This is a genomic window from Novosphingobium sp. SG707, assembly GCF_012275515.1.
In the GTDB taxonomy this organism is placed as follows: domain Bacteria; phylum Pseudomonadota; class Alphaproteobacteria; order Sphingomonadales; family Sphingomonadaceae; genus Novosphingobium.
In genome coordinates, this window is the sequence record NZ_JAAZQL010000004.1 from 544,008 (window position 1) to 565,942 (window position 21,935).

At 61.3% G+C, this 21,935-nt stretch carries 17 protein-coding genes and 1 pseudogene; 9 read left to right on the top strand and 9 right to left on the bottom strand.

All coding sequences use genetic code 11. From position 1 onward, the window contains the following. Positions 1–157 precede the first annotated feature (157 nt). Genes leuD (FHW92_RS15090) through FHW92_RS15105 form a run of 4 tightly spaced genes read right to left on the bottom strand, consistent with a single transcriptional unit; the run spans position 158 to position 5,509 of the window. A complete protein-coding gene (gene leuD, locus FHW92_RS15090) occupies positions 158–787 on the bottom strand; it encodes a 3-isopropylmalate dehydratase small subunit (RefSeq protein WP_168604050.1) in 630 nt (209 codons plus the stop codon). 2 nt (positions 788–789) lie between these two features. Further along, complete coding sequence (gene leuC / locus FHW92_RS15095; protein WP_168604051.1) at positions 790–2,187, bottom strand: 3-isopropylmalate dehydratase large subunit; 1,398 nt, start codon at positions 2,185–2,187, stop codon at positions 790–792. A 5-nt stretch (positions 2,188–2,192) separates the two neighbouring features. Beyond that, positions 2,193–3,056, bottom strand: a complete 864-nt coding sequence (locus tag FHW92_RS15100; RefSeq protein WP_168604052.1) for an isocitrate lyase/PEP mutase family protein — start codon at positions 3,054–3,056, stop codon at positions 2,193–2,195. Positions 3,057–3,106: 50 nt separating this feature from the next. Further along, positions 3,107–5,509: a TonB-dependent receptor gene (locus tag FHW92_RS15105; protein ID WP_246870171.1), complete on the bottom strand. Its 2,403-nt coding sequence runs from the start codon at positions 5,507–5,509 to the stop codon at positions 3,107–3,109. Positions 5,510–5,850: 341 nt separating this feature from the next. Between FHW92_RS15105 and FHW92_RS15110 the strand changes: the two genes are divergently transcribed. The 3 genes from FHW92_RS15110 to leuD (FHW92_RS15120) are packed head-to-tail and all read left to right on the top strand — an operon-like array spanning position 5,851 to position 8,830. Beyond that, positions 5,851–6,750: an isocitrate lyase/PEP mutase family protein gene (locus FHW92_RS15110; RefSeq protein WP_168604053.1), complete on the top strand. Its 900-nt coding sequence runs from the start codon at positions 5,851–5,853 to the stop codon at positions 6,748–6,750. Then, on the top strand, positions 6,747–8,162 hold the full coding sequence (leuC, locus tag FHW92_RS15115; protein ID WP_168604054.1) for a 3-isopropylmalate dehydratase large subunit: 1,416 nt from the start codon (positions 6,747–6,749) through the stop codon (positions 8,160–8,162). Before FHW92_RS15110 ends, leuC (FHW92_RS15115) begins: the two co-directional genes overlap by 4 nt. Beyond that, positions 8,159–8,830 carry a 3-isopropylmalate dehydratase small subunit gene (gene leuD / locus FHW92_RS15120; protein WP_168604055.1) on the top strand — a complete coding sequence of 224 codons (672 nt, stop codon included), beginning with the start codon at positions 8,159–8,161 and terminating at the stop codon, positions 8,828–8,830. The genes leuC (FHW92_RS15115) and leuD (FHW92_RS15120) overlap by 4 nt, the downstream gene beginning before the upstream one ends. Here leuD (FHW92_RS15120) and FHW92_RS15125 read toward each other — a convergent pair. Continuing rightward, a complete protein-coding gene (locus FHW92_RS15125) occupies positions 8,806–10,071 on the bottom strand; it encodes an MFS transporter (RefSeq protein ID WP_168604056.1) in 1,266 nt (421 codons plus the stop codon). The two genes, leuD (FHW92_RS15120) and FHW92_RS15125, sit on opposite strands and share 25 nt — an antisense overlap. A 306-nt stretch (positions 10,072–10,377) precedes the next feature. Between FHW92_RS15125 and FHW92_RS15130 the strand changes: the two genes are divergently transcribed. Then, positions 10,378–11,814: an MmgE/PrpD family protein gene (locus tag FHW92_RS15130; protein ID WP_168604057.1), complete on the top strand. Its 1,437-nt coding sequence runs from the start codon at positions 10,378–10,380 to the stop codon at positions 11,812–11,814. Positions 11,815–11,943: 129 nt separating this feature from the next. On the opposite strand, the gene FHW92_RS15135 is transcribed toward FHW92_RS15130, so the two are convergent. Then, entirely contained in the window at positions 11,944–12,660 is a 717-nt protein-coding gene (locus tag FHW92_RS15135; protein ID WP_282599761.1) for a GntR family transcriptional regulator, read from the bottom strand. Positions 12,661–12,901: 241 nt separating this feature from the next. On the opposite strand from FHW92_RS15135, the gene FHW92_RS15140 reads away from it, so the two are divergent. Next, a complete protein-coding gene (locus FHW92_RS15140; protein ID WP_168604059.1) occupies positions 12,902–14,536 on the top strand; it encodes a long-chain-fatty-acid--CoA ligase in 1,635 nt (544 codons plus the stop codon). A gap of 188 nt (positions 14,537–14,724) precedes the next feature. After that, complete coding sequence (locus FHW92_RS15145) at positions 14,725–14,874, top strand: hypothetical protein (protein WP_210428516.1); 150 nt, start codon at positions 14,725–14,727, stop codon at positions 14,872–14,874. Between the two features lie 79 nt (positions 14,875–14,953). Here FHW92_RS15145 and FHW92_RS15150 read toward each other — a convergent pair. The 3 genes and pseudogenes from FHW92_RS15150 to FHW92_RS15160 all read right to left on the bottom strand — a co-directional run bounded on the left by FHW92_RS15150 (position 14,954) and on the right by FHW92_RS15160 (position 19,393). After that, a pseudogene (locus FHW92_RS15150) lies at positions 14,954–16,164 on the bottom strand (IS3 family transposase). Positions 16,165–16,321: 157 nt separating this feature from the next. Next, positions 16,322–17,347 carry a site-specific integrase gene (locus FHW92_RS15155; RefSeq protein WP_168604061.1) on the bottom strand — a complete coding sequence of 342 codons (1,026 nt, stop codon included), beginning with the start codon at positions 17,345–17,347 and terminating at the stop codon, positions 16,322–16,324. A gap of 237 nt (positions 17,348–17,584) precedes the next feature. Next, complete coding sequence (locus FHW92_RS15160) at positions 17,585–19,393, bottom strand: hypothetical protein (protein WP_168604062.1); 1,809 nt, start codon at positions 19,391–19,393, stop codon at positions 17,585–17,587. Between the two features lie 257 nt (positions 19,394–19,650). Here FHW92_RS15160 and FHW92_RS15165 point away from each other — a divergent pair, with 257 nt between their 5' ends. From FHW92_RS15165 to FHW92_RS15175, 3 genes are all read left to right on the top strand, one after another. Beyond that, on the top strand, positions 19,651–20,445 hold the full coding sequence (locus FHW92_RS15165) for a glyoxalase superfamily protein (RefSeq protein WP_168604063.1): 795 nt from the start codon (positions 19,651–19,653) through the stop codon (positions 20,443–20,445). Positions 20,446–20,735: 290 nt separating this feature from the next. Further along, complete coding sequence (locus tag FHW92_RS15170) at positions 20,736–21,644, top strand: tyrosine-type recombinase/integrase (protein WP_168604064.1); 909 nt, start codon at positions 20,736–20,738, stop codon at positions 21,642–21,644. A 31-nt stretch (positions 21,645–21,675) separates the two neighbouring features. After that, on the top strand, positions 21,676–21,935 hold a 260-nt coding region (locus tag FHW92_RS15175; protein ID WP_349237693.1), incomplete at its 3' end, for a transposase zinc-binding domain-containing protein.

Here is a 21,935-nt window from a genome sequence, read left to right on the forward strand (position 1 = left end):
ACGCCCCACGCCTTACTGGGGCACGTCGGAACAGGTATGGCGCGCGTATCCGCCGGTTCCCGCTGTGAGCCAACCAGGCGGCGAAACGCGCCCTGAGGGTACTGACGCAAAGATCGATCCCTGTAAGAACAGGAGCGTGAATCGCTCTGGGGCGATCCTAATCCGATGGCCCAAGTGCGCCCTTCCAGATCCAGGGGCGCTTGATCCGGTCTGCCGCCTGCCAAGCGCCAATCGCCTCACGGAGGCGCAGCGTCTGACCGATATCATCGAGGCCCAGCAGCAGAGCCTCGCGCCGTCGTCGTTCAATATCGAAAGCGATCGTGCGGCCGCAAGGCGTGGTGATGGTCTGCTCAGACAGGTCAACGGTCATAGGCATATCACAGACCTCGACCTCGGCGGCAAGGGCGGCGATGGTCGCGGTATCGAGTCGTATCGGCAACAGGCCGTTCTGGAAGCAATTGGCATGGAAGATATCGCCGAAGCTGGGCGCGATGACGACCTTGATGCCACGTCCAGCCAGCGCCGTCACCGCCCCTTCGCGCGAGGAACCGCAACCGAAATTGGCGCCAGCCAGCAGGATTGGCGCCTCACGAAAACGCGGTTGGTTGAGCACAAACGTCCCATTCTCGCTGCCATCGGGCAGGAAACGCAGCATTTCAAAGGCATAATCACCCAGCCTGGTCTGATCGGGCGCAGTGAGGCGCTCGATGCGGATGATCACATCGGTATCCATGTTCGCCTGCAACAAAGGCGCGGCCTGCCCGGCCACAATGGTAAAGGGTGGCATGGCTAGATCGTCCTTACATCGGCAATGGCGCCCGCGATGGCCGCCGCCGCCGCCATCGCGGGGCTGGCAAGATGGGTGCGTGCCCCCGGCCCCTGACGCCCCACGAAGTTGCGGTTCGAGGTCGAAACACAGCGCTCACCCGGCGCCACAAGCTCGCCGTTGGCGGCCACACACATGCTGCACCCCGGCTCGCGCCATTCAAAGCCGGCTTCGCGGAAGACGCGGTCAAGCCCTTCGGCTTCAGCGGCAGATTTGACCGCGACCGAACCGGGCACGACCCAGGCAGCAACATTGGTCGCCTTGCGGCGCCCGCGCACAATCGCCGCCGCCTCACGCAAATCCGAAAGGCGTGAATTTGCGCAGGATCCAATGAAAACGCGGTCGACCTTGCGGCCAGCCAAGGGGCGCCCCGGTTCAAGTCCCATGTAATCGAGTGCGGCGCACATGTCAGCGCGCGCGCGCGCATCGATGCCGCTGGCAGGGTCAGGAACAGGTTCATTGACGCCAATGGCCTGCTCGGGACTGGTACCCCAGGTGATGGTGGGTTGCACCTGCCCGACATCGATGGAAACTGACCGATCAAAATGTGCATCAGCGTCGGAAGCCAGCCCGCGCCATTGTACGACCGCACGGTCGAACGCCTCGCCAGTCGGCGCGAAGGGGCGGCCCGCGAGATAGGCGAACGTCACGTCGTCGGGCGCAATCAGACCGGAGCGTGCGCCAAGTTCAACCGCAAGGTTGCAGATCGTCAGCCGCCCTTCCATCTCCATCGTTGCAACGGCAGGCCCGTCGAACTCCACCGCCTTGCCCACGCCCGCGGCAACGCCCAACCGGGCGATCACATGGAGGATCACATCCTTGGGCGACACGCCGCGCGCCAATTGGCCCTCCAGCGTGACCCGCATCGTGCCTGGTCGCTGCAACCGCAACGTCTGGGTGGCCAGCGCATGCACGCACTCCAATGTGCCGACACCGAAAGCCAGCGCGCCAAGTCCGCCATTGGTGCAGGTATGGCTGTCGGCGCAGATCAGCACCATCCCGGGTAGCACAAGGCCGAGTTCAGGTGCCATCACATGCACAATGCCCTGACCACCCGTGCCCGCATCGAACAGGCGAATGCCCGCCTTGGTCACCCCGGCCTTCATCCGGTCATACAGCCGCGCACCTCGCTCAAACGTCCGCGCGGTTCGCCCTGGCATGGTCGAGATGGCATGATCAACCGTCGCGAAACACAGTTCCGGGCTGGCGACCGGCAGGCCGCGCGCGGCCATCTCGTCGAAAGCCAGTGCCCCGGAAAGATCGTGAAGCAGATGGCGATCAACATGCATCAGATCCCAGCCATCGCCGAGATCCGCCACGACATGGTCATCCCAGATCTTGTCCAGCAAGGTCTTGGCCATGATCTTCAATCCTCTTCTCCTCCAGCCATTGCGCGAATGGCATCCCATTTGTCCGAACCCAGTCGTCGGTAGAAGCCGGCCAGCAGACCGGGCGGCGGCGCTTCGGGTGGCCCTCCATCGCGCAGGTGATGCAGCGCCGCTTCGATTGCGCCGGTTGCCGCAAGCAGCGCCACCGCCGGATAGATCGCCAGCCGATACCCCATCTGCCTAGCCTCGGACTGATCGAGCAGCGGGGTGCGACCGCCCGGTACAAGGTTCAGAACGCAAGGCCCGGCAACCCGCTGCGGCACCTGCACGAGTTCATCGCGGTTTTCGATTGCCTCGACAAAGGTCATGTCCGCCCCCGCCCGCAAGGCAGCATTGGCACGCGCCACCGCTTCCTCGAAATCAGCAACCGCTCTTGCGTCGGTGCGGGCAATGATCACGAAATCGGGATTGCGCCGGGCAGCAACCGCCGCGCGGATCTTGCTGACGAATTCGTCGCGCGCAATGACGTCCTTGCCCTCCAGATGCCCGCACCGCTTGGGCGACACCTGGTCCTCGATATGAATGGCGGCGATGCCGCGCGCCTCGAACTCCCGTACGGTGCGGGTGACATTGAGTTCGTTGCCATACCCTGTGTCGGCGTCCGAGATGAGCGGGATGGCGACCGACCGGCTCATCCGTCCGGCGTGCTCGGCCATTTCGGTGAGCGTGAGGAGGCCATAGTCGGGAAAACCATGCGCCGCCGAGGCGCCCGCTCCTGTCATGTAGCAGGCCTCGAACCCCGCTCCCTCGACCAGACATGCGCTAAGGCTGTCATAGGCGCCGGGCGCTATCAGCAGATCCCCCTGCGCGAGACGTTGCCGCAATCGGGCAGAGGGGGTCATCGGCGCGCCTCCAAACCAGACAGGTTGATCATGGATACAAGGTGCATCGATCAATACTTCACGCTGAACTGGATGCCATAGGTGGCCGGCATGCCAGCATAGCGGCGGACATTGTCGACGGCGCGCGCAACATTGGTCCAGTAATACTGGTTGGTGACATTTTTCCCATAAACCTGAACGCGATAGCGTCCGTCACCAAACTCCATGCCCGCACGCAGGTCGAGCAGCCAATAGGCGTCGATAGCGAGCAGCCCATTCCCGCCGAAGCCCGACGTCGTCTGTGAACGGTAATTGGCATTGCCGCCCAGAATAGCCGTCCTGCCGCCGCCGACGGCGAAGCGGTATTCGCCATCGAACACTACTTGCCATGTGGGCGTGTAAGGGAATGCATTCCCCTGGAAATCCACGGTATTGCCAAGGATATCGGCATTCACGAAAGAGCCCAGAACCTTGGAATGGAGATAGGTGCCCGCCGCGCTCAGCGTCAGGCCATGGATCGGAAAGACGGAAATCTGCGCCTCGGCGCCGTCGATCTCGGACTTGGGCACATTGGTCAGTGCGTTCAGCGCGCCAAAGACGTTGGGCTGGAACACCTGCCTGCCAAGGACCTGCTTGTCGCGATAGTCGTAGTAGAAAGCGGCCGCCGTGAATTCCAGCTTCCGATCCAGCAGCGTGGTCTTGATGCCAGCCTCATAGGCCAGAACCGATTCCTGCGATGCTGGCGAATATTGCAGATCGTTCGTCGCGGTGGGCGTGGAGGAACTGCCCGCCTTGTAACCCTTGCTGACATTTGCATAGAGTAGCGTATTGGGCGTCGGCTTGAAGTCCACGCCGCCGCGCCATGACAGGTTGTGCTGGTCGAGGTTATTGAAATAGCGATCGGTGGTATATTGCGGGTTCAGCGTGGCGCACTGGCCCACCGGGATCGATGTCAGCGGCGGCAGATTCTGGCTGGCCCGGGTCTTGTTGGCAAGCTGGGTGAATGCGCTGGCCGAGCTGTCATCCAGCGCGAAGGTACAACCATCATAATTGAGGTTTGCCTGTGTATAGCGGATCCCACCGTGGAAGGTGAGACGATTGGTGGCGTGCAAGTCGACATTGACAAAGGCCGCCTTGGTATCGAAATGCTGCCGCAGGTCGGCCTCGATGTTGTCGAGTGGCGTCGCCGCATTGACGGACAGCGCCGTGGTCGAATAGGGAATCTGGATGGCCTGCTGCTGATGCGTATCATCCTTCGCATAATTGACACCAAGAATGTACGAGACCGGCCCAAGATCGCCAGCACCACGCAGTTCCTGCGAGATCGATTTGAGTTCGCCCGGCATTTCTGAATCGATATTGGTTAGGTTGGTCCCATCGGCATCGACCATCTGGCGAATCCGGGCGTAGGCATAAGACGTGATCGATGTCAGCGTCAGGGCGCGTGATACAGCATAATCCATGCGCAGGTTGGCCTGTACAAAACCGCTGTCACTCCGATAGGCCTTGCCGGGGTCCCAGTCGGCGGCGCGCGGGTTGGCGGGCGCTACGGGATAGCTGGCAAGCAACGGAGTCGCGCTGGCAAGACGGGCCGTACCCGGTATGAAGGCTTGAAACTGGGGAGCCTGGGTTTCGGACTTGTCGATCCAGCCATTGACATTGAGCGCAACCTTCAGCTTGTCGGTCGGCCGCCAGGCCAGCATCACCCGGCCCTGCGTGAAATGTTGCGCGCCCTGGCTGTCATTACGTGTATAGCTGCGCTGCCAGTCACCGCTCTGTACCGTGCGGACCGCGATGCGCCCATCCAACGTCGAGCTCAGCGGGCCGCTGACATAGCCCTGCACATCCGCCGTGTTGAAACGACCAAAACTACCCACGAAACCAGCATGAAAGCTGTCGGTAGGTTTGGCCGCGATATAGTTGATCGCGCCACCAGTTGCATTCTGGCCAAACAGTGTGCCCTGCGGCCCCTTCAAAACTTCGACACGTTCGAGATCAAAGGCGCTGCCCTTGGCCTCGATGGAAAAAGGCAGCGGCGCCTCGTCAACATAGACGCTGACCGTGGGGCGGGCGGCGATCGACGTGTCGAAGAAGCCAACGCCACGCAGCGAGAATACCGGCACCGAACGCCCACTTTCCACGTAGCTGAGCCCCGGCGTGACCTTGACCAGATCCTGTACGTCGTAAATCCCTTTACTGACGAGCTGCGTGCCAGACAGCGCGGTCACCGAAGCCGCCACATTCATCAGGCTTTCACGACGCTTGTTGGCGGTGACGATGATTTCCCCAGCCGTTCCTGCATCGGCAGGCTCCGTGGTGAGGGCAGCCGACGCCCTCGGCGCGGGGGAGACTGGCGGCGCATCCGTCTGCGCCCATGCCTCGCAGACCCCAACCCCAGAAGCGATGCCAAGCGCGCATGCCCAGGCAGCCACAGAACCACCGAGGCTCCTTTGAACACGTAAAATCCCCATCATCACATCATCCTCTCGTCGCCGCCATGTTGCCTGGTCGGACTCGTTCATAAGCAGTTAGCTCGCGCCACCTTGCGCGGTACTCCCCTTCCCGGTCATCGCCGCCCTAGAGTCAGCGCGAGAGCCGCAACCGCAGCCATGTCCGCTGCTCCGACTCTTACGTCATTTCATTTTTGCATGCAATATTTTTCTCTTGCGCATTACGGTGTCAAGAAATGTCGGAATTTCAGCTTATTCACGGGCATTTTTGTCCTACCCCTCAGCAATTACCGAAATCTTGCATGTAATCTTCTTTTGTGCGAGGACAGCCTCAGGTATCCAAACCCTGAACAGGAGCGAGCCGCATGATGCGCAAGACCACCCGCCTGAGGCATTTGATCGAGCAGCCCGGCCTGCTTGAAATGCCGGGCGCGTACGAGCCCATGGGGGCAAAACTGATCGAGAAAGCAGGTTTCGAGGCGATCCAGTGCTCTGGCCTTGGCATTTCAGCCACCTATCTCGGACTGCCCGATTATTCGATGCTGGCCATGAGCGACATGGTCGCGGCGACGCGGCTCATTGCGTCCGCTGTCGATATCCCGGTCATGGCCGATGGCGACACCGGTTTCGGCAATGCTGTCAATGTGTTCTATGCCGTTCAAGCGTTCGAGGCAGCGGGCGCTGCGGGCATGAACCTCGAAGATCAGGTCATGCCGAAACGCTGCGGCCACCTCGATGGCAAGCAGGTCGTCTCGCTGGAGGAAGCGGTGGCCAAGATCAGCGCCGCCTGCGCCGCGCGTCGCGACCCTGATTTCGTCATCAACGCCCGCACCGATGCCCTGGCATCGCACGGCATTGACGAGGTCATTCGCCGTGGCAATGCCTATCTTGAGGCAGGCGCAACGATGGTCTTTGTCGAAGGCGCGGCAACGCTCGACCTCATCGCGCAAGCGGTGCGCGGCATTCGCGGCCCGGTTGGCGTCAACATCGTCCATGGCGGCAAGTCGCAGGATCTCGACCTTCCCGAGCTCAAGGCGATCGGCGTCGCGCGGGTCAGCCTGCCGGGCCTTTTGCTGGGTGCCGCATGGCAGGCCATCGCCGAGGTGCTCGACGAAGTACGCGAGAGCGGACGCGTGGCGGCGGTGGCATCGAGGATGCATCCTTTCACCGCGATCCACCAGTTGATGGGCACGCCTGACGTCACCGCACTCGAGGAACGCTTTCTGGCACCGCTTAAATCCGTGACCGAAGGCCTGCGCGCATGACCACGCCGCGCTCGCTCTTTGCCAAACTGTGGGACCAGCACCGCATCGCCCGCCTCGACGATGGCGCCGAGCTACTTTATCTTGATCGCATAATCCTGCATGACCGCTCCGGCCCCCCGGCCCTCCGGGCGATGGCTCGCGCTCATCGGGAGGTGCTCGATCCGTATCTGGTATTCGGCACACTTGATCACGTCGTCGATACCACGATCGGCCGCACGGATCGGACGCTGATCCCCAGCGGTCAGGAATTCATCCGCGCCTTTCGCGAGGAGACCGGCAAGCGCGGCATAAGCCTCTTCGACATGGGGGATGCGCGGCAGGGCATCGCCCATGTCGCCATGCCCGAACAGGGGATTGCGCTCCCCGGCCTGTCGCTGGTTTGCGCCGACAGCCACACCGGAACGGTCGGCGGAATCGGTGCGCTGGCATGGGGCATCGGCATCAGCGAGATGGAGCATGCACTGGTGACCCAGACGCTTGCGCTAAAGCGGCCCAAGACCATGCGGATCATCATGAACGGCCAGTTGGCGTCGCATATTAGCGCCAAGGACCTTGTACTGCACCTGATCGGGCAGATCGGTGCCAACGGGGGCGTCGGCTACATGGCGGAGTTTGCCGGCGATGCCGTCACCGCGCTCGACATCGAGGGCCGGATGACGCTTTGCAACATGGGCGTGGAATTCGGCGCATGGTCGGCGATTGTCGCGCCCGACGAGACAACCTTCGCCTATTTCGCCGGGCGCCCCTTTGCGCCGCGAGGTGCGATGTGGGATCACGCCGTTGCCCATTGGCGAACATTGCGCAGCGACGACGATGCCATTTTTGACCGGGACATCACGCTGGATGTCTCCGGCCTTGCCCCGCAGATCACGTGGGGCACCAGCCCGCAGCACGTCATCAACGCCGATGGTCATATTCCCTATCCCGAGGCTCTGGCCGACCCGGTATCCCGCCAGACTGCCGAGGGCGCCCTGCGCTACATGGGCCTGACACCCGGACAAGCATTATGTGATATTCCTGTCGATGCGGTGTTTATCGGCTCTTGCACGAATGCGCGGATCGGCGACCTGCGCGCTGCCGCCGCAATGCTGCGTGGCCGCAAGATCGCGCCGACGCTCAAGAAGGCGATCGTCGTGCCCGGCTCCTCCACCGTAAAGCTTCAGGCACAAGCCGAGGGTCTTGATGCGGTCTTCACCGAAGCCGGCTTCGAATGGCGCGAGTCGGGATGCTCGCTCTGTTTCTTTGGCGGTGGCGAGACCTTCCCCCCCGGCGCGCGCGTTGCCTCAACCACCAACCGCAACTTCGAAAATCGCCAGGGCCCCGGCATTCGGACCCATTTGATGAGCCCTGCCACAGCCGCCGCCGCCGCAATCACAGGCACACTTGCTGATCCACGGAGAGTTGCATCATGAGAAACACACCCCTGGTTCATTTGGAAGGGCCTGCGGCCGCGATGCTGCGGGCCAATATCGACACAGACGCGATCTTCCCCTCGCGATCCAAATTCGGCGTGGAAGTGGTTGATGCCTCGCCCTTCCTGTTCGCGGAGTGGCGCTATGCTCCAGATGGCACCGAACGGCCCGACTTCGTGCTCAACCAGCCGGAACGGCGCCACAGCGCTTTCCTGATCGCGCTGGACAATTTCGGCTGCGGGAGTTCACGCGAATTCGCGCCGTGGGCGCTGCGTGATTTTGGGATACGCTGTATTGTTGCACCCAGCTTCGGTTCGATCTTTGAGTCGAATTGCCACCGCAACGGCATTGCCCCGGTCGTCCTCGAGCGCGCCGTTGTCGAGGACCTGGGGCATCGCGTCGAGGCTGACGCCAGCCTGCGGTTGACGCTTGATCTGGAGCGCCAGGCGATCACGGCCTCGGACGGCTTCTCCTGCACCTTCGCCATGGCCGAGGGGCCACGACAAATGCTGCTTCACGGCCTCGACGCGATCGGCCTCACACTGACACGGCTGAACGCCATTGAGGCGTTTCGCGCCCATGATCGCGCTGAGCGCCCCTGGGTCTACACCGCGTCGCCCGCGCCGGTGCCCCCCCCCTTAAATCACGTCGGCTGCCGCTCGCGGTGATGGCCAACTGCATCCCGCGTGCTGCTGGCCATCACCAGCATGCACACACCGGAAACAAACAGCCCTGCGATCATCAAGGCGAAACCGCCGGCAAAGCTACCGCTTGACCCCACCAGATAGCCGATCGCGGCGGGCGCGATGATGCTACCCAGATGGCCCGCCGTGCTGATGGCACTCATAAAGGTCGCCCGCGCATGCGGCGGCGCGACTTCAAGCATGACGGTGCTCATCAGCGACAGCCCGCCGTAGATGAAGAAGCCCGCCCCTGACAGGCCCAGCATCGTCATCACCAGCGTGTTGGCGGCAAAGGCAATGAACAGGGCCGCAGCCGCCAGAACAAAGCATACCGCGACCACATGCGCCTTGCGCCGCGCCCATACGCCTCCGCCAAGCCAACCCATGATCAACAGGCCTGCGACCCCGCAGACATACGGCAGCCCGCCGAGGAGACCCATTGCCTTGAGGTTGAGGTGATGCGCGGAGGCCAGATAGGTCGGCATCCAGCCGAGAAAGCCCCAATAGCCAAAGTTGTAGGCAAAAAAGGTGACCGCCAGCACCCAGAGGCTCGGCATCCGCAGGATCGCCACGAGCGGCGTCCGCTCCTTGGCCGAACCGGGCTCTGGGCTGGTATCCTCAATACGGGGTTGATGGCGGGGCATGATGCGGGCGTTGATCGCAGCCGCCAGCAATGCGGGCACCGCCAACAGGACAAAAGTCGCACGCCAGCCCGCCGTCGCCAGGCACAGACCGATGATCGGCCCCGCGACCGCCGGCCCGATCGCATAGCTTGTGAACCACAAGGCCGAAGCACGCGCCCGATCATTGGCGTGAAACAGGTCGCCAATCACCTTGAAGCAGGCACCGTTCGAAACGCCTTCCGCCGCGCCGAAACACACCCTCACAATGACAAAGCCAAGCACGGTCGAAGCCGCCCCGAGCAGACCGGTAAACAAGGCCCAGAACAGCGGCGCGGTCATCAGGACGGCGCGCGCGCCCCAGCGGTCGGAAAGAACTCCGCCCGGCAATTGGGCAATAACATAACCGATGGCAAACGATGAAAGGATGATCCCGAACTGCTCAGGGCCGATGGCCAGAGCCTTCATGACCGCAGGGCCGGCAAAGGCCATCGCGGTTCGATCAAGGTAATTGACCAGTTGAAAGAACCACAGCGCGCCCAGCACCGCGTAGCGGGAGGCGACATAAGGCGGCGCGGAATCCTGGTGTGCGGCTGGCTGGCTCATATTGAGGTCTCTCCCGGAATATCCTGCCTGAATGGATGGTCGTTGCGGATCAGCTTTGATTCAGCAACGCGACGCAGCCTAACCGAACCAACGTTTGCGTGCAATCATATCTTTTTTCTCCGTATGATTGGCAAAAATTCGGCATATTGCATGTAATATTACCTCCATCCTCTTGCACGCACCAAGCCCTGCGGCTATCGGTCCGGCAACAGAATCGAATCTGGCGCACCATGCACCGCGACCGCCATGCGCTGGTCACAAAGCGCGAGGACGCCTGGCCATCATGCAACAAAAGGATGCCCGACGATGACAACGCCGCCGCCCCAAGCCCTACAGCTGCCAACCGACCCCGAAGGGCCCACCGGGAAACTCTGCCTTTGGCTGGCGGGTCTACAACTGGCGGACGTGCCGGAGCCGGTCATCGAACGTGCGAAGGACTTGCTGCTCGACGGTATCGCCTGCGCGCTGGTCGGGGCACAACTGCCCTGGTCACGGGTGGCAACCCAGGCCGTATTCGGCTTCGAGGGTGCTGGCGACGGCATCGTCATCGGCTGGGGGCGCACCATCGGCCGACCGGCAGCGGCGCTGCTCAATGGCACCTTTATCCAGGGTTTCGAACTCGATGACGTCCACTATCGTGGTCCCCTGCACAGTGCCTCGCTGGTGATCCCCGCGATCCTGGCGGTCGCGGCTGGCCAGCCGGTGTCGGGCGCCGATGCATTGGTCGCCGCCATCGCCGGGTTCGAGACGGGGCCGCGCGTCGGCATGGCGCTGCATGGTCTGCAGATGCTTTCGCGCGGATGGCATTCAGGCGCGGTGTTTGGCACGCATGCCGCCGCAGCCACGGCTGGCCGGCTGCTTGGACTCGCGCCTGATGCGATGGAGGATGCCATCGGCCTTGCCGGAACCCAGTCCGCAGGGTTGATGGCAGCCCAGTTCGAGGCGATGTCGAAGCGGATGCACCATGGCTTTTCGGCCCGCGCGGGCTATTCGGCCGCAATGCTCGCGTCTGCCGGTTATACCGGCATCAAGCGCGTCTATGAGCGCGACTACGGCGGGTTCCTTGCCATGTTCGGCGAAGGTCACAATCCTGACGCCACCAAGATTACCGAGGGGCTCGGCATGCAATGGGAAACGTCGCATATCTCCATCAAGCGCTATGCCGCTATGGGGGCCTTGCATGGCCCGCTGGACGCAGTGTTTGAACTGAGAGCCCGACGCCCCTTCCGTCCCGAAGAGATCCAAAGCGTGAGCATCGGCATGTCGCACGCCTCCTTCCATCACGGCTGGTGGGAGGCCGAGCGCCCGCTGACCCCGATCGGCGCGCAGATGCATGTGGGCTATGCGGTCGCGGCGGCCATCCTCGATGGTGCGGCGATGGCGCGGCAATTCTCGCCCGCGCGCATCGATTCGGCTGACATCTGGGCCCTGATGCCGCGCATTCGCGCCTATCACGAGCCCGCCTTCGACACCGACTTTGCTGCGCGCCTCAACAGCGTGATGACGGTCCGCTTTGCCGATGGCAGCGAGGAGGTCGTGCGTATCGCAACCCCAAAAACGGTGGGTGAGCCGCTTCAACGGTCAGGGGTGATCGACAAGTACAACGCCTTGACCGACGGCATCATTAGCCACGACCGCCGTGACAGTATCCGCCAGATGGTGCTGGCACTCGAGACCTTGCCGAGCCTGACGCCCCTGATCGATGCGTTGGCCGCCCCAGTCGGCTGCACATTCGACCTGTAAGCGTTTGTTTGGAGTTGGCAGTGCTCCCCATTGTCCCGGCCCCTGCCCCGGCCCGCTATCCCAAGGGATACGGTCCGGGCGGAAGGCAGGGGGGGGGGGAGGCAGTGGCGATATGCGGACGCAGTCGGCTCAACCTGAAGGCAGCAGTTGTTGAATGATCCGGCGCGCCTTTTCGCGGCTGGAGAACACATGCTCCTTCATCATGTTCTCAGCGCGTGATCCCTGCCCTAGCTCAATCGCTTCGACAATGCGTACGTGGTCGCGCCAGGCGTCCTGACTGAATTTGAGTTCGAGCAGTGGCCAGATTTCATCGGTGGCGTCGCTCCCGTGGGTCCGGTCGAGAATAGGCGGCAGCGAGCGCGCGCTGGCAACCCCGGACGTGAGATAGCTGTTGTTGGCTTCTTCGAGCAAAAGGTCGTGAAACTCGAGATTGAGTTGGCGCCACCTTGCATGCTTTTCGCTCGACCAGTTCGGGGCGAACAGCAAATCCTCGGACCGGCCAAGATTGCTTCGCAACTGGGCCACCGTCTCGGCGCGCACCCCGCGCTCGGCGATCAGGCGACAAGCCAGGCCCTCCAGTGTCAACCGCACGTCGAAGGCATCGAGCAAGGTGCACAGATCGAAACGGCGAACGCCATAGCCGCGATTGACCCCATAATCGAGCAGCCCCTCCTTATGCAGAACCGCCAACGCATCATTGACGGGCGTGCGCGAAACGCCCAGCCGATCCGCAAGCATCTGGGCCTGCAACCGGTCACCCGGCTGCAATTCACCCGACACGATCATCTGGCGGACTCTTTCTGTGGTCGTCTGCGCGCGGGTAAGGACTGTTTTGGATTTGGGCATGCTCTCTGGATGCTCTCTGAGGTGTCACAACAAGCGGACTGTTCGTCAGACGCTGACTTAACTCCCTTGATGCAAGCACGCCAGACCCATCGACGTAAAGTCCCCCGGAGTCGACGTGAAGCATCCTCGAAACATTATCATTGCATGCAATCATATGCCTTGCTAAAGAATTTTAGCGGCATTTTTTCCAGAAACCGGAATTTTGCATGCTTTGATGAGATGGGCAAGAGGACTTTGATCAATGCAAAACTGGCCGTTGCTGATCTCGAAGCTGATCGACCATGCAGCGCAGAACCACGGCACGCGCGAGATCGTCAGCCGCACCCCTGAAGGCCCTCTGGTGCGCAGCAACTGGCGAACGGTCGCAACGCGATCACGCCAGCTGGCGCAATGGCTTGTCGGCAAGGGTATTTCACCGGGCGACAGGATCGGGACACTGGCGTCCAACACACACCGTCACCTTGAAACCTGGTTTGGTATTGCCGGGGCGGGCGCCATCGTGAACACGGTCAACCCCCGGCTGTTCGATGAACAAATAACCTACATCATCAACCACGCGCATGACAGGGTCCTGTTCTTCGATTCGACCTTCCTGCCGATTGTTGAGAAAATCGCCGAGCATCTTTCAGTCGACCATTACATAGTGCTCACTGATGCCCAAAACATGCCTGAAAGCAGCCTGCCCCTTTTGTGCTACGAGGACATTCTGTCATCGGTGGACGGCGATTTCACATGGGTCGCGGTGGGCGAGGATGATCCGGTCGGCCTGTGCTACACTTCGGGAACGACCGGCGCACCCAAGGGCGTGCTCTACAGCCACCGCTCGAACGTGCTGCAAAGCTGGTCGGTGTGCATGCCGGATGGCTTTGCCATCGCCGCGCGCAGCGTGGTGATGCCAGTGGTACCGATGTTCCACGCCAATGCCTGGTCGCTGCCTTATGCCTGCGCGATGGCCGGCGCCAAACTGGTGCTGGCAGGGCCAGCCAATGACGCCGCTTCGCTTCAGGCGCTGATGATCGATGAAGGCGTGACGGTCACCGCCGCCGTCCCCACCATCTGGCTTGGCATGCTGCGACATCTCGATGCAACGGGCGGCGGCCTTGGTCAGCTCAACCGCGTGGTCATTGGCGGATCGGCGGCGCCGGCCTCGATGATCGAGCGGTTCGAACGCGACTTCGCGGTGACGGTGATTCATGCGTGGGGCATGACGGAAACCTCGCCGCTCGGCTCGTTCGGCACACTTTGTCCGGAGGTTGAAAAGATGCCCTATCCGGCCCAGCTCGACTACAAGGCCAAGCAGGGGCGCGCGCCGTTCGGGGTCGAACTGAAAGTCACGCTCAACGGTGACGGTGCACCGGTGCCCCGCGATGGCCGGACATCGGGGCATCTGCTGATCCGCGGCCCCTGGATCATCGATCGCTACTTCGGGGCCAATACCGACACGATCGATGCCGAAGGGTGGTTCGATACAGGCGATATCGCGATGATCGATCCGTTCGGCTATATGCAGATCACGGATCGCGCCAAAGACGTGATCAAATCCGGCGGCGAATGGATCAGCTCGATCGATCTGGAAAACGTCGCTGTCGGCTGCCCCGGCGTCGCCGAGGCGGCAGTCATTGGCGTGCCGCACAGCAAATGGGATGAGCGCCCGCTGCTGATCGTCGTCCGCCAACCCGGTGCAGCCGTCACCAAGCCCGATATCCTGGCCTATCTCTCAGGACGCATCGCGAAATGGTGGATGCCAAACGAGGTGGTCTTCGTCGACGCGATGCCACATTCCGCCACCGGCAAGATCCTAAAGGTGGCCCTGCGGGAACAGTTCAACGGCTTTCGCTTCCCCGACGACCTATCCACCATCACGCCATCCACTTAGACAGCGCCTCGATCAGGCGGGAGTACATCCACATATGCAGTGGGTATACGTGAGCAATGGACTATGCCCCTACCGAGTAGTCGCGCCTGACGCAGTTTCCTTGCGGGTGAGGTGTCGCATGACCGGTCTGCCTTTGTCGTCGTTGCAAAGTGCGTTTGCTCACCTGAACTACATAGAGGCAACCACGCTTGCAATTGATCGACCCCACCGAGCGTGCCGAACGTGTCCTCGATTTGATCGTCAGCGCCTATCTAGGGCCGAACCATACCCCGCACGAACTGCGGCAATTCGCGAGTGAGGGCTGTCGCGCCAAACTCAAGCGTTTCGGCGACGCCTGAAGCATCACGTGGTATGGCAGTGAGGTGGTCCCGCCTTTCTGGACAGGTTTGCGGCGAAGTTAAGCTCAAGCCGATGTCGTCATGCCGCGAGTTTGGCCATCAGATCATGGGAGGCATGCCCCCCATGATCTGATGCGTCGATGTGCCCATATGCCTCTGCCGGGGTTCTGCCGGCAAGGGCTGAATGGGGCCGATGGTGGTTATAGTAGGTGAACCAGCGCCCGAGGCCCGCCCTTAGTTCGCTGCCGGTCTCGAAGGCGTGGAGATAGACGCATTCGTACTTCACCGACCGCCAAAGGCGTTCAATGAAGACGTTGTCCATCCAGCGCCCCCGGCCATCCATGCTGATCCGCACTTCGGCCCCGCGCAGCACGCTGGTGAAGGCGTGGCTGGTAAATTGGCTGCCCTGATCGGTATTGAAGATCTCCGGCTTGCCGTAGCGGGTCATGGCGTCCTGCAGCGCTTCGACGCAGAACCCGGCATCCATGGTGTTGGATATGCGCCAAGCCAGCACTTTGCGCGTCGCCCAGTCCATAATCGCCACCAGGTAGAGGAAGCCGCGCCGCATCGGCAGGTACGTCACGTCAGCGCACCAGACCTGATTGGGCCGGATGATCGCAAGATCGCGCAGCAAGTAGGGATAGATCCGATGCTCCGGATGCGGATCGCTGGTGCGCGGGCGCTGGTATATCGCCGCCAGACCCATCCTGGCCATCAGGCGCCGTAGGCGGCGACCAACGGCATGGCCCATCCGCTGCAGGTGGCGAGCCATCTGCCGGCCGCCATACCACGGACAATCCATGAACACCTGGTCGATCACGGCCATCAGCGCCGGCATCGCGCTATTCTCCGGCACCGGCGCATAATAATAGCCCGAGCGGCTGATCGAGAGCAGGCGGCATTGCGCCGTGATCGACAGGTCCGAGTTGTCCGGTTCGATCATCTTTCGCCTCCGATCCATGCTCATCGACCGGAGGCTCGCGCCAAAAAATCGCGCTCCACCAGCAACTGCCCGATCTTGGCGTGCAGTTTCTCGATCTCCGCCTCGCTGGAAGCCTTGGCCGCCTGATCGCCACCGTCAAACAGGCTGGCCATGCCATCCGGCGCCTGCCGCTTCCACGCGCCGATCTTTTCGCGGGTCAGATGATCCCCCGGATCATCCGCTGCCGCTCAAATGTGATGCACGCCGTGCTTGGCGGCCAGTTCCGCCAGCGTCAGATCGCCCCGGATCGCCTCCATCGCAACCTTGGCCTTGAACTCCGCGCTGTAGCGCTTTCTCGTCGTCTTCATTCCAGTCCATTCCTCAGGTCAGGCTCAGCTTATCACCCTGTCCAGAAAAACGGCACCATCTCCCGCATCCGTGTGCGAGCAGTGTCAGGCTTGTGGCACCGCCTCGACTCGCCTCGATTCTGTGGAGCTTGGCTTGCTTGTTCGATTCCCCACTCCCTTACATATCCAGTCTGGCGGCGAGATCGGCAGCTTTGGGTTTGTAATAGATTTGAAGCATCGAAAGGGATTTGTGGCCGGTGATTGCCGCCAGTTCCAGGACGTTCGAGAGCTTCGGCGCCATCGTCGTCGTTGCTTCCCGTCTGCTGTCGTGAAAACGAATATGCTTCAAGCCTGTCGCGATCCTCGCCAGCCGGAACAGCTTGTCAAAATTGCCGGTCGCGACCGGCACGACCGGCAAATCGGGATCGCGATTCTTGACGATGCGCAGCAGGGACATTGCCGCTTTTGACAAGGGAACATAACGCTCCTCACCGTTCTTCGTTCGTTCGAGGTAGGCGTGCCGGGCCTCGAAATCGATGTTCGACCATTGCAGCGACAGGATCTCGCCCTTCCGCATGGCTGTCTCCAGGGCGAGATACAGGGCAAACGCCACCCACTGAGATGGGGTTTTCGGTTCCTTCCTGCCGTCCCAGTTCAGGTGACCGATGGGGCTTTTGCGATCTTCCAGCGAAATACGCTGCGTTCGCGGGCGCGGCTTGCGCGGTTTCGTCACCAAGGAACAGGGATTGAAGGTGATCCCCATGTGCCATTCTTTCATGGCATAGGTGAACACGCTGGAGAGCAGGCAAAGCTCCCGATTCACGGACGATGCGGCGACTTTCCTAAGCCGCTTGTTCCGCCACTCGGCGATGTCGGGCCCCGTGATCGAGGCGATGGGGCGCTGGAACAGGTTGTCGTTGCGCATGAAGGCCTTGATCCTGATCTGCTCCCACCGCGCGCCACGCTTGGTCGAGGACACTTCGTCGGCATAGCGTTTCAGGGCCTCCGTCATCGGGATACCTTCTGGTGGCGGCAGGGTCTCCCGAACGATGGCCTCTACGGCGAAGCCTTCGAGTATCTTTGCTTCGGTTGAGATCGCCCAAGCTTCCGCTTGGGCCTTGGTATCGAAAGTGGCCGTTACCGTTTTTCCCTTGCGGCGGACCATGGCCCGCCATGATTTCTTTCGCTTCTGAATCGTCGCCATGACCTGACCTTTGTGCCAAATGTGTACCACGGTCACACCGGCACGAGGTCCAGTGCGGTTCGGTCCAAACCGAACGCCAGATTTGCTAGCGATGGTACAAATTGGTGCAATAGGGGGTCAGAACACGTCATTCCGGGTAAGATTTTATCAAAACAAATATATTGATAACAATATATTACCCGGAGATGCTGGCCATCAACAGGCATCTGAACCGCACTTCTTACGGCGATTCCACTTTTATCGGGGCACAAGAATGAAGCTGCCTCCGCTCAACGAATGGCGCTGATTCATATGGGTTCTGATGAGCACGTAAGATGGATGGGACCAATCCACGTTGCCCGTCCGCCATATTGAAAACGCCTTGAATTCAGGCTTCAACTCCTGAGTGAAAGTATAGACCCCATCCTCGGCGACCGCGAATGCCTTGTCGCCCTTTGCGCCCGCAGCCATGGACTGGAACGCGACGCTGGTTTCGGTGTCACTCAACTTGCCATCCCAATGCCAGTCCGGGTTGAGCGTGTAGGGCTTGGCATATGCTAGCGACACTTCCTTGCCGCATATGCGGACCACACCACCACGCGACATCATGTGGACCAACCCGACTGCGGCCAATATGCAATCGGGATGCGAAGGGTCAGGCGCCAGTCCGGTGACCGGATGGCAGCCAGGATTGAGTGCTCCACCGCACAAGGTCTTTGGATCAATGTCTGACGGTGCGCCCATCAGACCATCTGCCAGGGTGATGCGCCGCAGCCCGCCACCCCATTCCCCGGCATTGAGCCCGAGCCAAAGCACACCGCCCTGCACTTGCGACACCACATAGCCCGGGCCGATCGGCTTGCCCCCCTTCAGGGCGACGTTTCTTCCGGAAAGCGGCATCGTCAGATGATCGCTGAACACCACAATCGGTTCGACCCCGCTGCAATCGACCGCCAAGACCGGGCTTTCATCACTTTGAGGAAAGGTGCCAGCCCTGGACCAGGCGCCAGCATTGGTCTCTTGCTCGGTTGACACTGGGCGCGACCACAACAAGGTTTGTTTCGCCTTGCGATCCACGGTCGCGGCCCACATTTGTTGACCGGCAAAGCAAAAGCTGGTGACGGGGCCGGGCGTCTTGTAGGGCGTGCCACGCTCCTCGCCTTCGGGCCAGATTTCAACCGCGCCGCTCTCGTCAAGAAGGTAGAGGAGCCCATTGTGGTATGCCCCCTTGATGACCTCCGGTTTGCGTTCGTTGCGCTTGGGGGCCGCTGTCCCGGCGTCCGGTAATGTCACATCAGCCAGTTCCACCACTTTGGCTGGAAGGTCGAAGCGTTTGGGGTCGATAGGCGTAAATGTGACCTGCGTCAGATCCTGCTCCCCAAAAAGGGAAAGGACGCCATGCGTTGCGGCCAGAGCTCGAAACTGGGCAAGGTTGGACTCCGGCCCTTCGGTGAGAATTTGGCTGAGATACCGATTCAGAGCCATGCCGAGCGGCTTGAACCGAGGATCATCGGTCACCACCAGACTTGGCCCGTTGCCATCGGCAAATTCATACCGCGTGCCGTGATAGCCCGCGATATGAGCCGCCCCTTTGGCGATCAATGCCCGCTGCTTGCTTCGCTTATGGCGGCTCTCGGTAAAAATGATCTCGCCGCGCGCCACGCTTTGCCGATAGCTGTAAGCCTCGGCCTCCGCCGAAACCGCCACTGGTCCACCGGGGCCCGGAGAAACCTGATAGACCTTGCTATCACGAATGAGCGTGTAGCCCTGATCGATCGTGCCGCCGTTGTCCTGCCGGATGCGCGCAGAACCATCCGAGGCAGCTTCGATCACGGTGCGCAGTCGGCCTTTGTCAGCAAAGGTTGCGGTCACATCGGCCATAGCCGCAGAAGAAGCCATGCTGCACATCAGAGCCAGGACCGCCAAGCCTTGTTTCATGCCGACAGTGCGCAAATCAACTCTCCCGATTACACTGCCTTCGCCATGGCAATGGTGAAGGGTATCAAATATCCGTGAGAATCGAAACGAATAGGTGATCGGTGCCACCTCCGCCGCGAATTCGGACATTCCGACGGGGTGCTGCTTGGCTTGAGACCTGCCTGTCATTCACTCGACACTTTGATCTAGCGCGGCCTCGGCACGCGGTCGGATCACTCAGCTCCACTTTTCCGAAACCGGTTCGGGCTTGCAGCGGCGGAATTTAGTATGATAATATGACTATCCTGATTATTTACTATGAGGCGGATATGCCAGATAGCGCATGGTATGAGACCATCTCGATCCCCGCCTTGATGCGGCACGCACGCGCCACCTATGGCACAGCCATGCGCCACGCTTTGGAGCAGGCAGGCTATGACGACCTTCCCCGCAACGGCCTCTATGTTATCGGGGGCCTTGCGAAGGAGCAGGATGACGTCCCCCTGGCCCAAATCATCGACGATTTGCGACTTTCCAAACAGGCCGCAGGGCAGTTGGTCGATACGCTGGTTGTCCGTGGCTATCTGGAACGCAGGATCGACCCGCAGGATAGGCGACGGTTGAGCGTGTCCCTGACGGAGCGGGGCCGCGATGCGGCCGGCGTGCAAACCAAAGCGCGCGAAGACGTCGATCAGGCCCTTGTCGAAAAGGTGGGCCATAAGGGTCTGTCAGCCCTGCGCCGGATGCTTGCCGCCTTGATTGGCATCGGCAAGGACAGCCTGAAGGATCGAGACCGGCAGATCCGCGCACCGCACATACGCGGCATCATTCCCATCCTTTTTGTCACTGACGTGCGCCGCACGGCCCAATTCTTCGCCGATCAGTTGGGGTTTGCGATCGATTTTCTGCATGGCGCACCGCCCTTTTACGGATCAGTTTCCCGCGATGGCGCCCGCCTGCACTTGCGCTATGTGGCCGCACCCAATTTTACCGAACTGGCGACCAGGGAGGATTCCCTGATTCTGGCGAGCGTCGAGGTTTCAGACGTCCATGCGCTCCATGCGGAATTTGAAAAGCGAGGCGTCAACATTGCTCGCGAACTCGTCGATCAGCCATGGGGCGGCACAGATTTCCATATCCGCGATCCAGACGGCAATGAGATATCCTTCGTCACTTACCGGCCGCCATCAATCGGCGGGTAAGCACCAACATTAGCGATTGCAATTTGTTCGTATCTACCGCCCTGAGCTGATGCCCTCTCCCGCCTTCATTAATGCCATTCGGCAACCCGAGCCAAGGTGTCGGAACCAGTCATTCGTTCACCGTTGCCGCGCGGCACGTGAATGACGAGGGCTGGGACTAGTACGAACCCGCTGGCGCGGGAGTGGTGCTTGCCTTGAGGTCTGGCCAGTAATCGGCGGTCTGAGCCTAAGTTGAGGTGTGGGCCAAGTAGGCAGACGATTGCGGCTCCTTTCAATCAAGGAGTCGTACCATGACCAATGTTCTGTCTGATGCCCCCGTCACTTCCCTGCGTCAGCGCATGATCGAAGACATGAACATGCGCCGGTTCACGCGGAAGACCCAGTTCGACTATGTGCGCCATGTCGCCCGTTTTGCCACCTATCTTGGACGCCCTCCCGATACTGCGACCGTAGAAGAGCTGCGGCAATTTCAGGTGGAACAGCGCGAGGCGGGCATAGGGATCCCGACCATGAACAGCATCGTTTCTGCGCTGCGTTTCTTTTTCACGCACACCATTGATCGTCCCGATCTGTCCCGCAAGCTTTATACGGTTAAGAACCCTCGCGCATTGCCCGTTGTCCTCAGCCGCGAAGAGGTCGTGCTTCTCCTCGGCGCGACCAACTGCCTGAAGCACAAGGCTGCACTGTCCGTTGCGTATGGCGCTGGCTTGCGCGCCGCCGAAGTGACGATGCTGAAGGTCCGCGATGTCGACAGCAAGCGCATGCTCCTGCGAGTGGAGCGCGGTAAAGGCGGGCGCTATCGCAATGCGCTCCTGCCCGCTGACCTTCTTGCCCTTTTGCGCGAGTGGTGGACGGTTGGCCGCAAACAGGGCGTCATGCACGCCGATGGCTGGCTGTTCCCGGGCATGCACTATCTTAAGCCGCTTAGCACTCGACAGCTCCATCGCATCGCTGTCGATGCTGCCGAGTCTGCGGGTATCAAAAAGCGCGTCGGCCCACACACTCTGCGACACAGCTTCGCCACGCATCTGTTGGAAGACGGCGTCGATATTCGAATCATCCAGGCGCTGCTCGGGCATGCGAACCTCGAGACCACCGCTTTCTACACTACGGTCGCAACTCGAACCGTGCGCGCGGTCATCAGTCCGCTGGACAAGTTGACGACGCTGCTCGAGCCTCAGGTGGCTCCTCCCGGCTGAGCCGGTGTGCGCCTCGCTCGAGGTCGCCGATATCTTCCGTAGCGCCGGGCCTGCCTATCGGGCGGCCCATGCCGGGCATCTCAACCTCGGCCAACTCAAGGTCATGACGGCGATTGAGAATTGCCGCACCGCCGCGCTGGGCGGCCACGTCGAGGCCTGCGACGACTGCGGGCACTGGCGGATCGCCTACAACTCCTGCCGCAACCGGCACTGTCCCAAGTGCCAGGGCGCTGCCGCGCGTACCTGGCTGGCCGCGCGTGAGGCCGATCTGTTGCCGGTCGGCTACTTCCA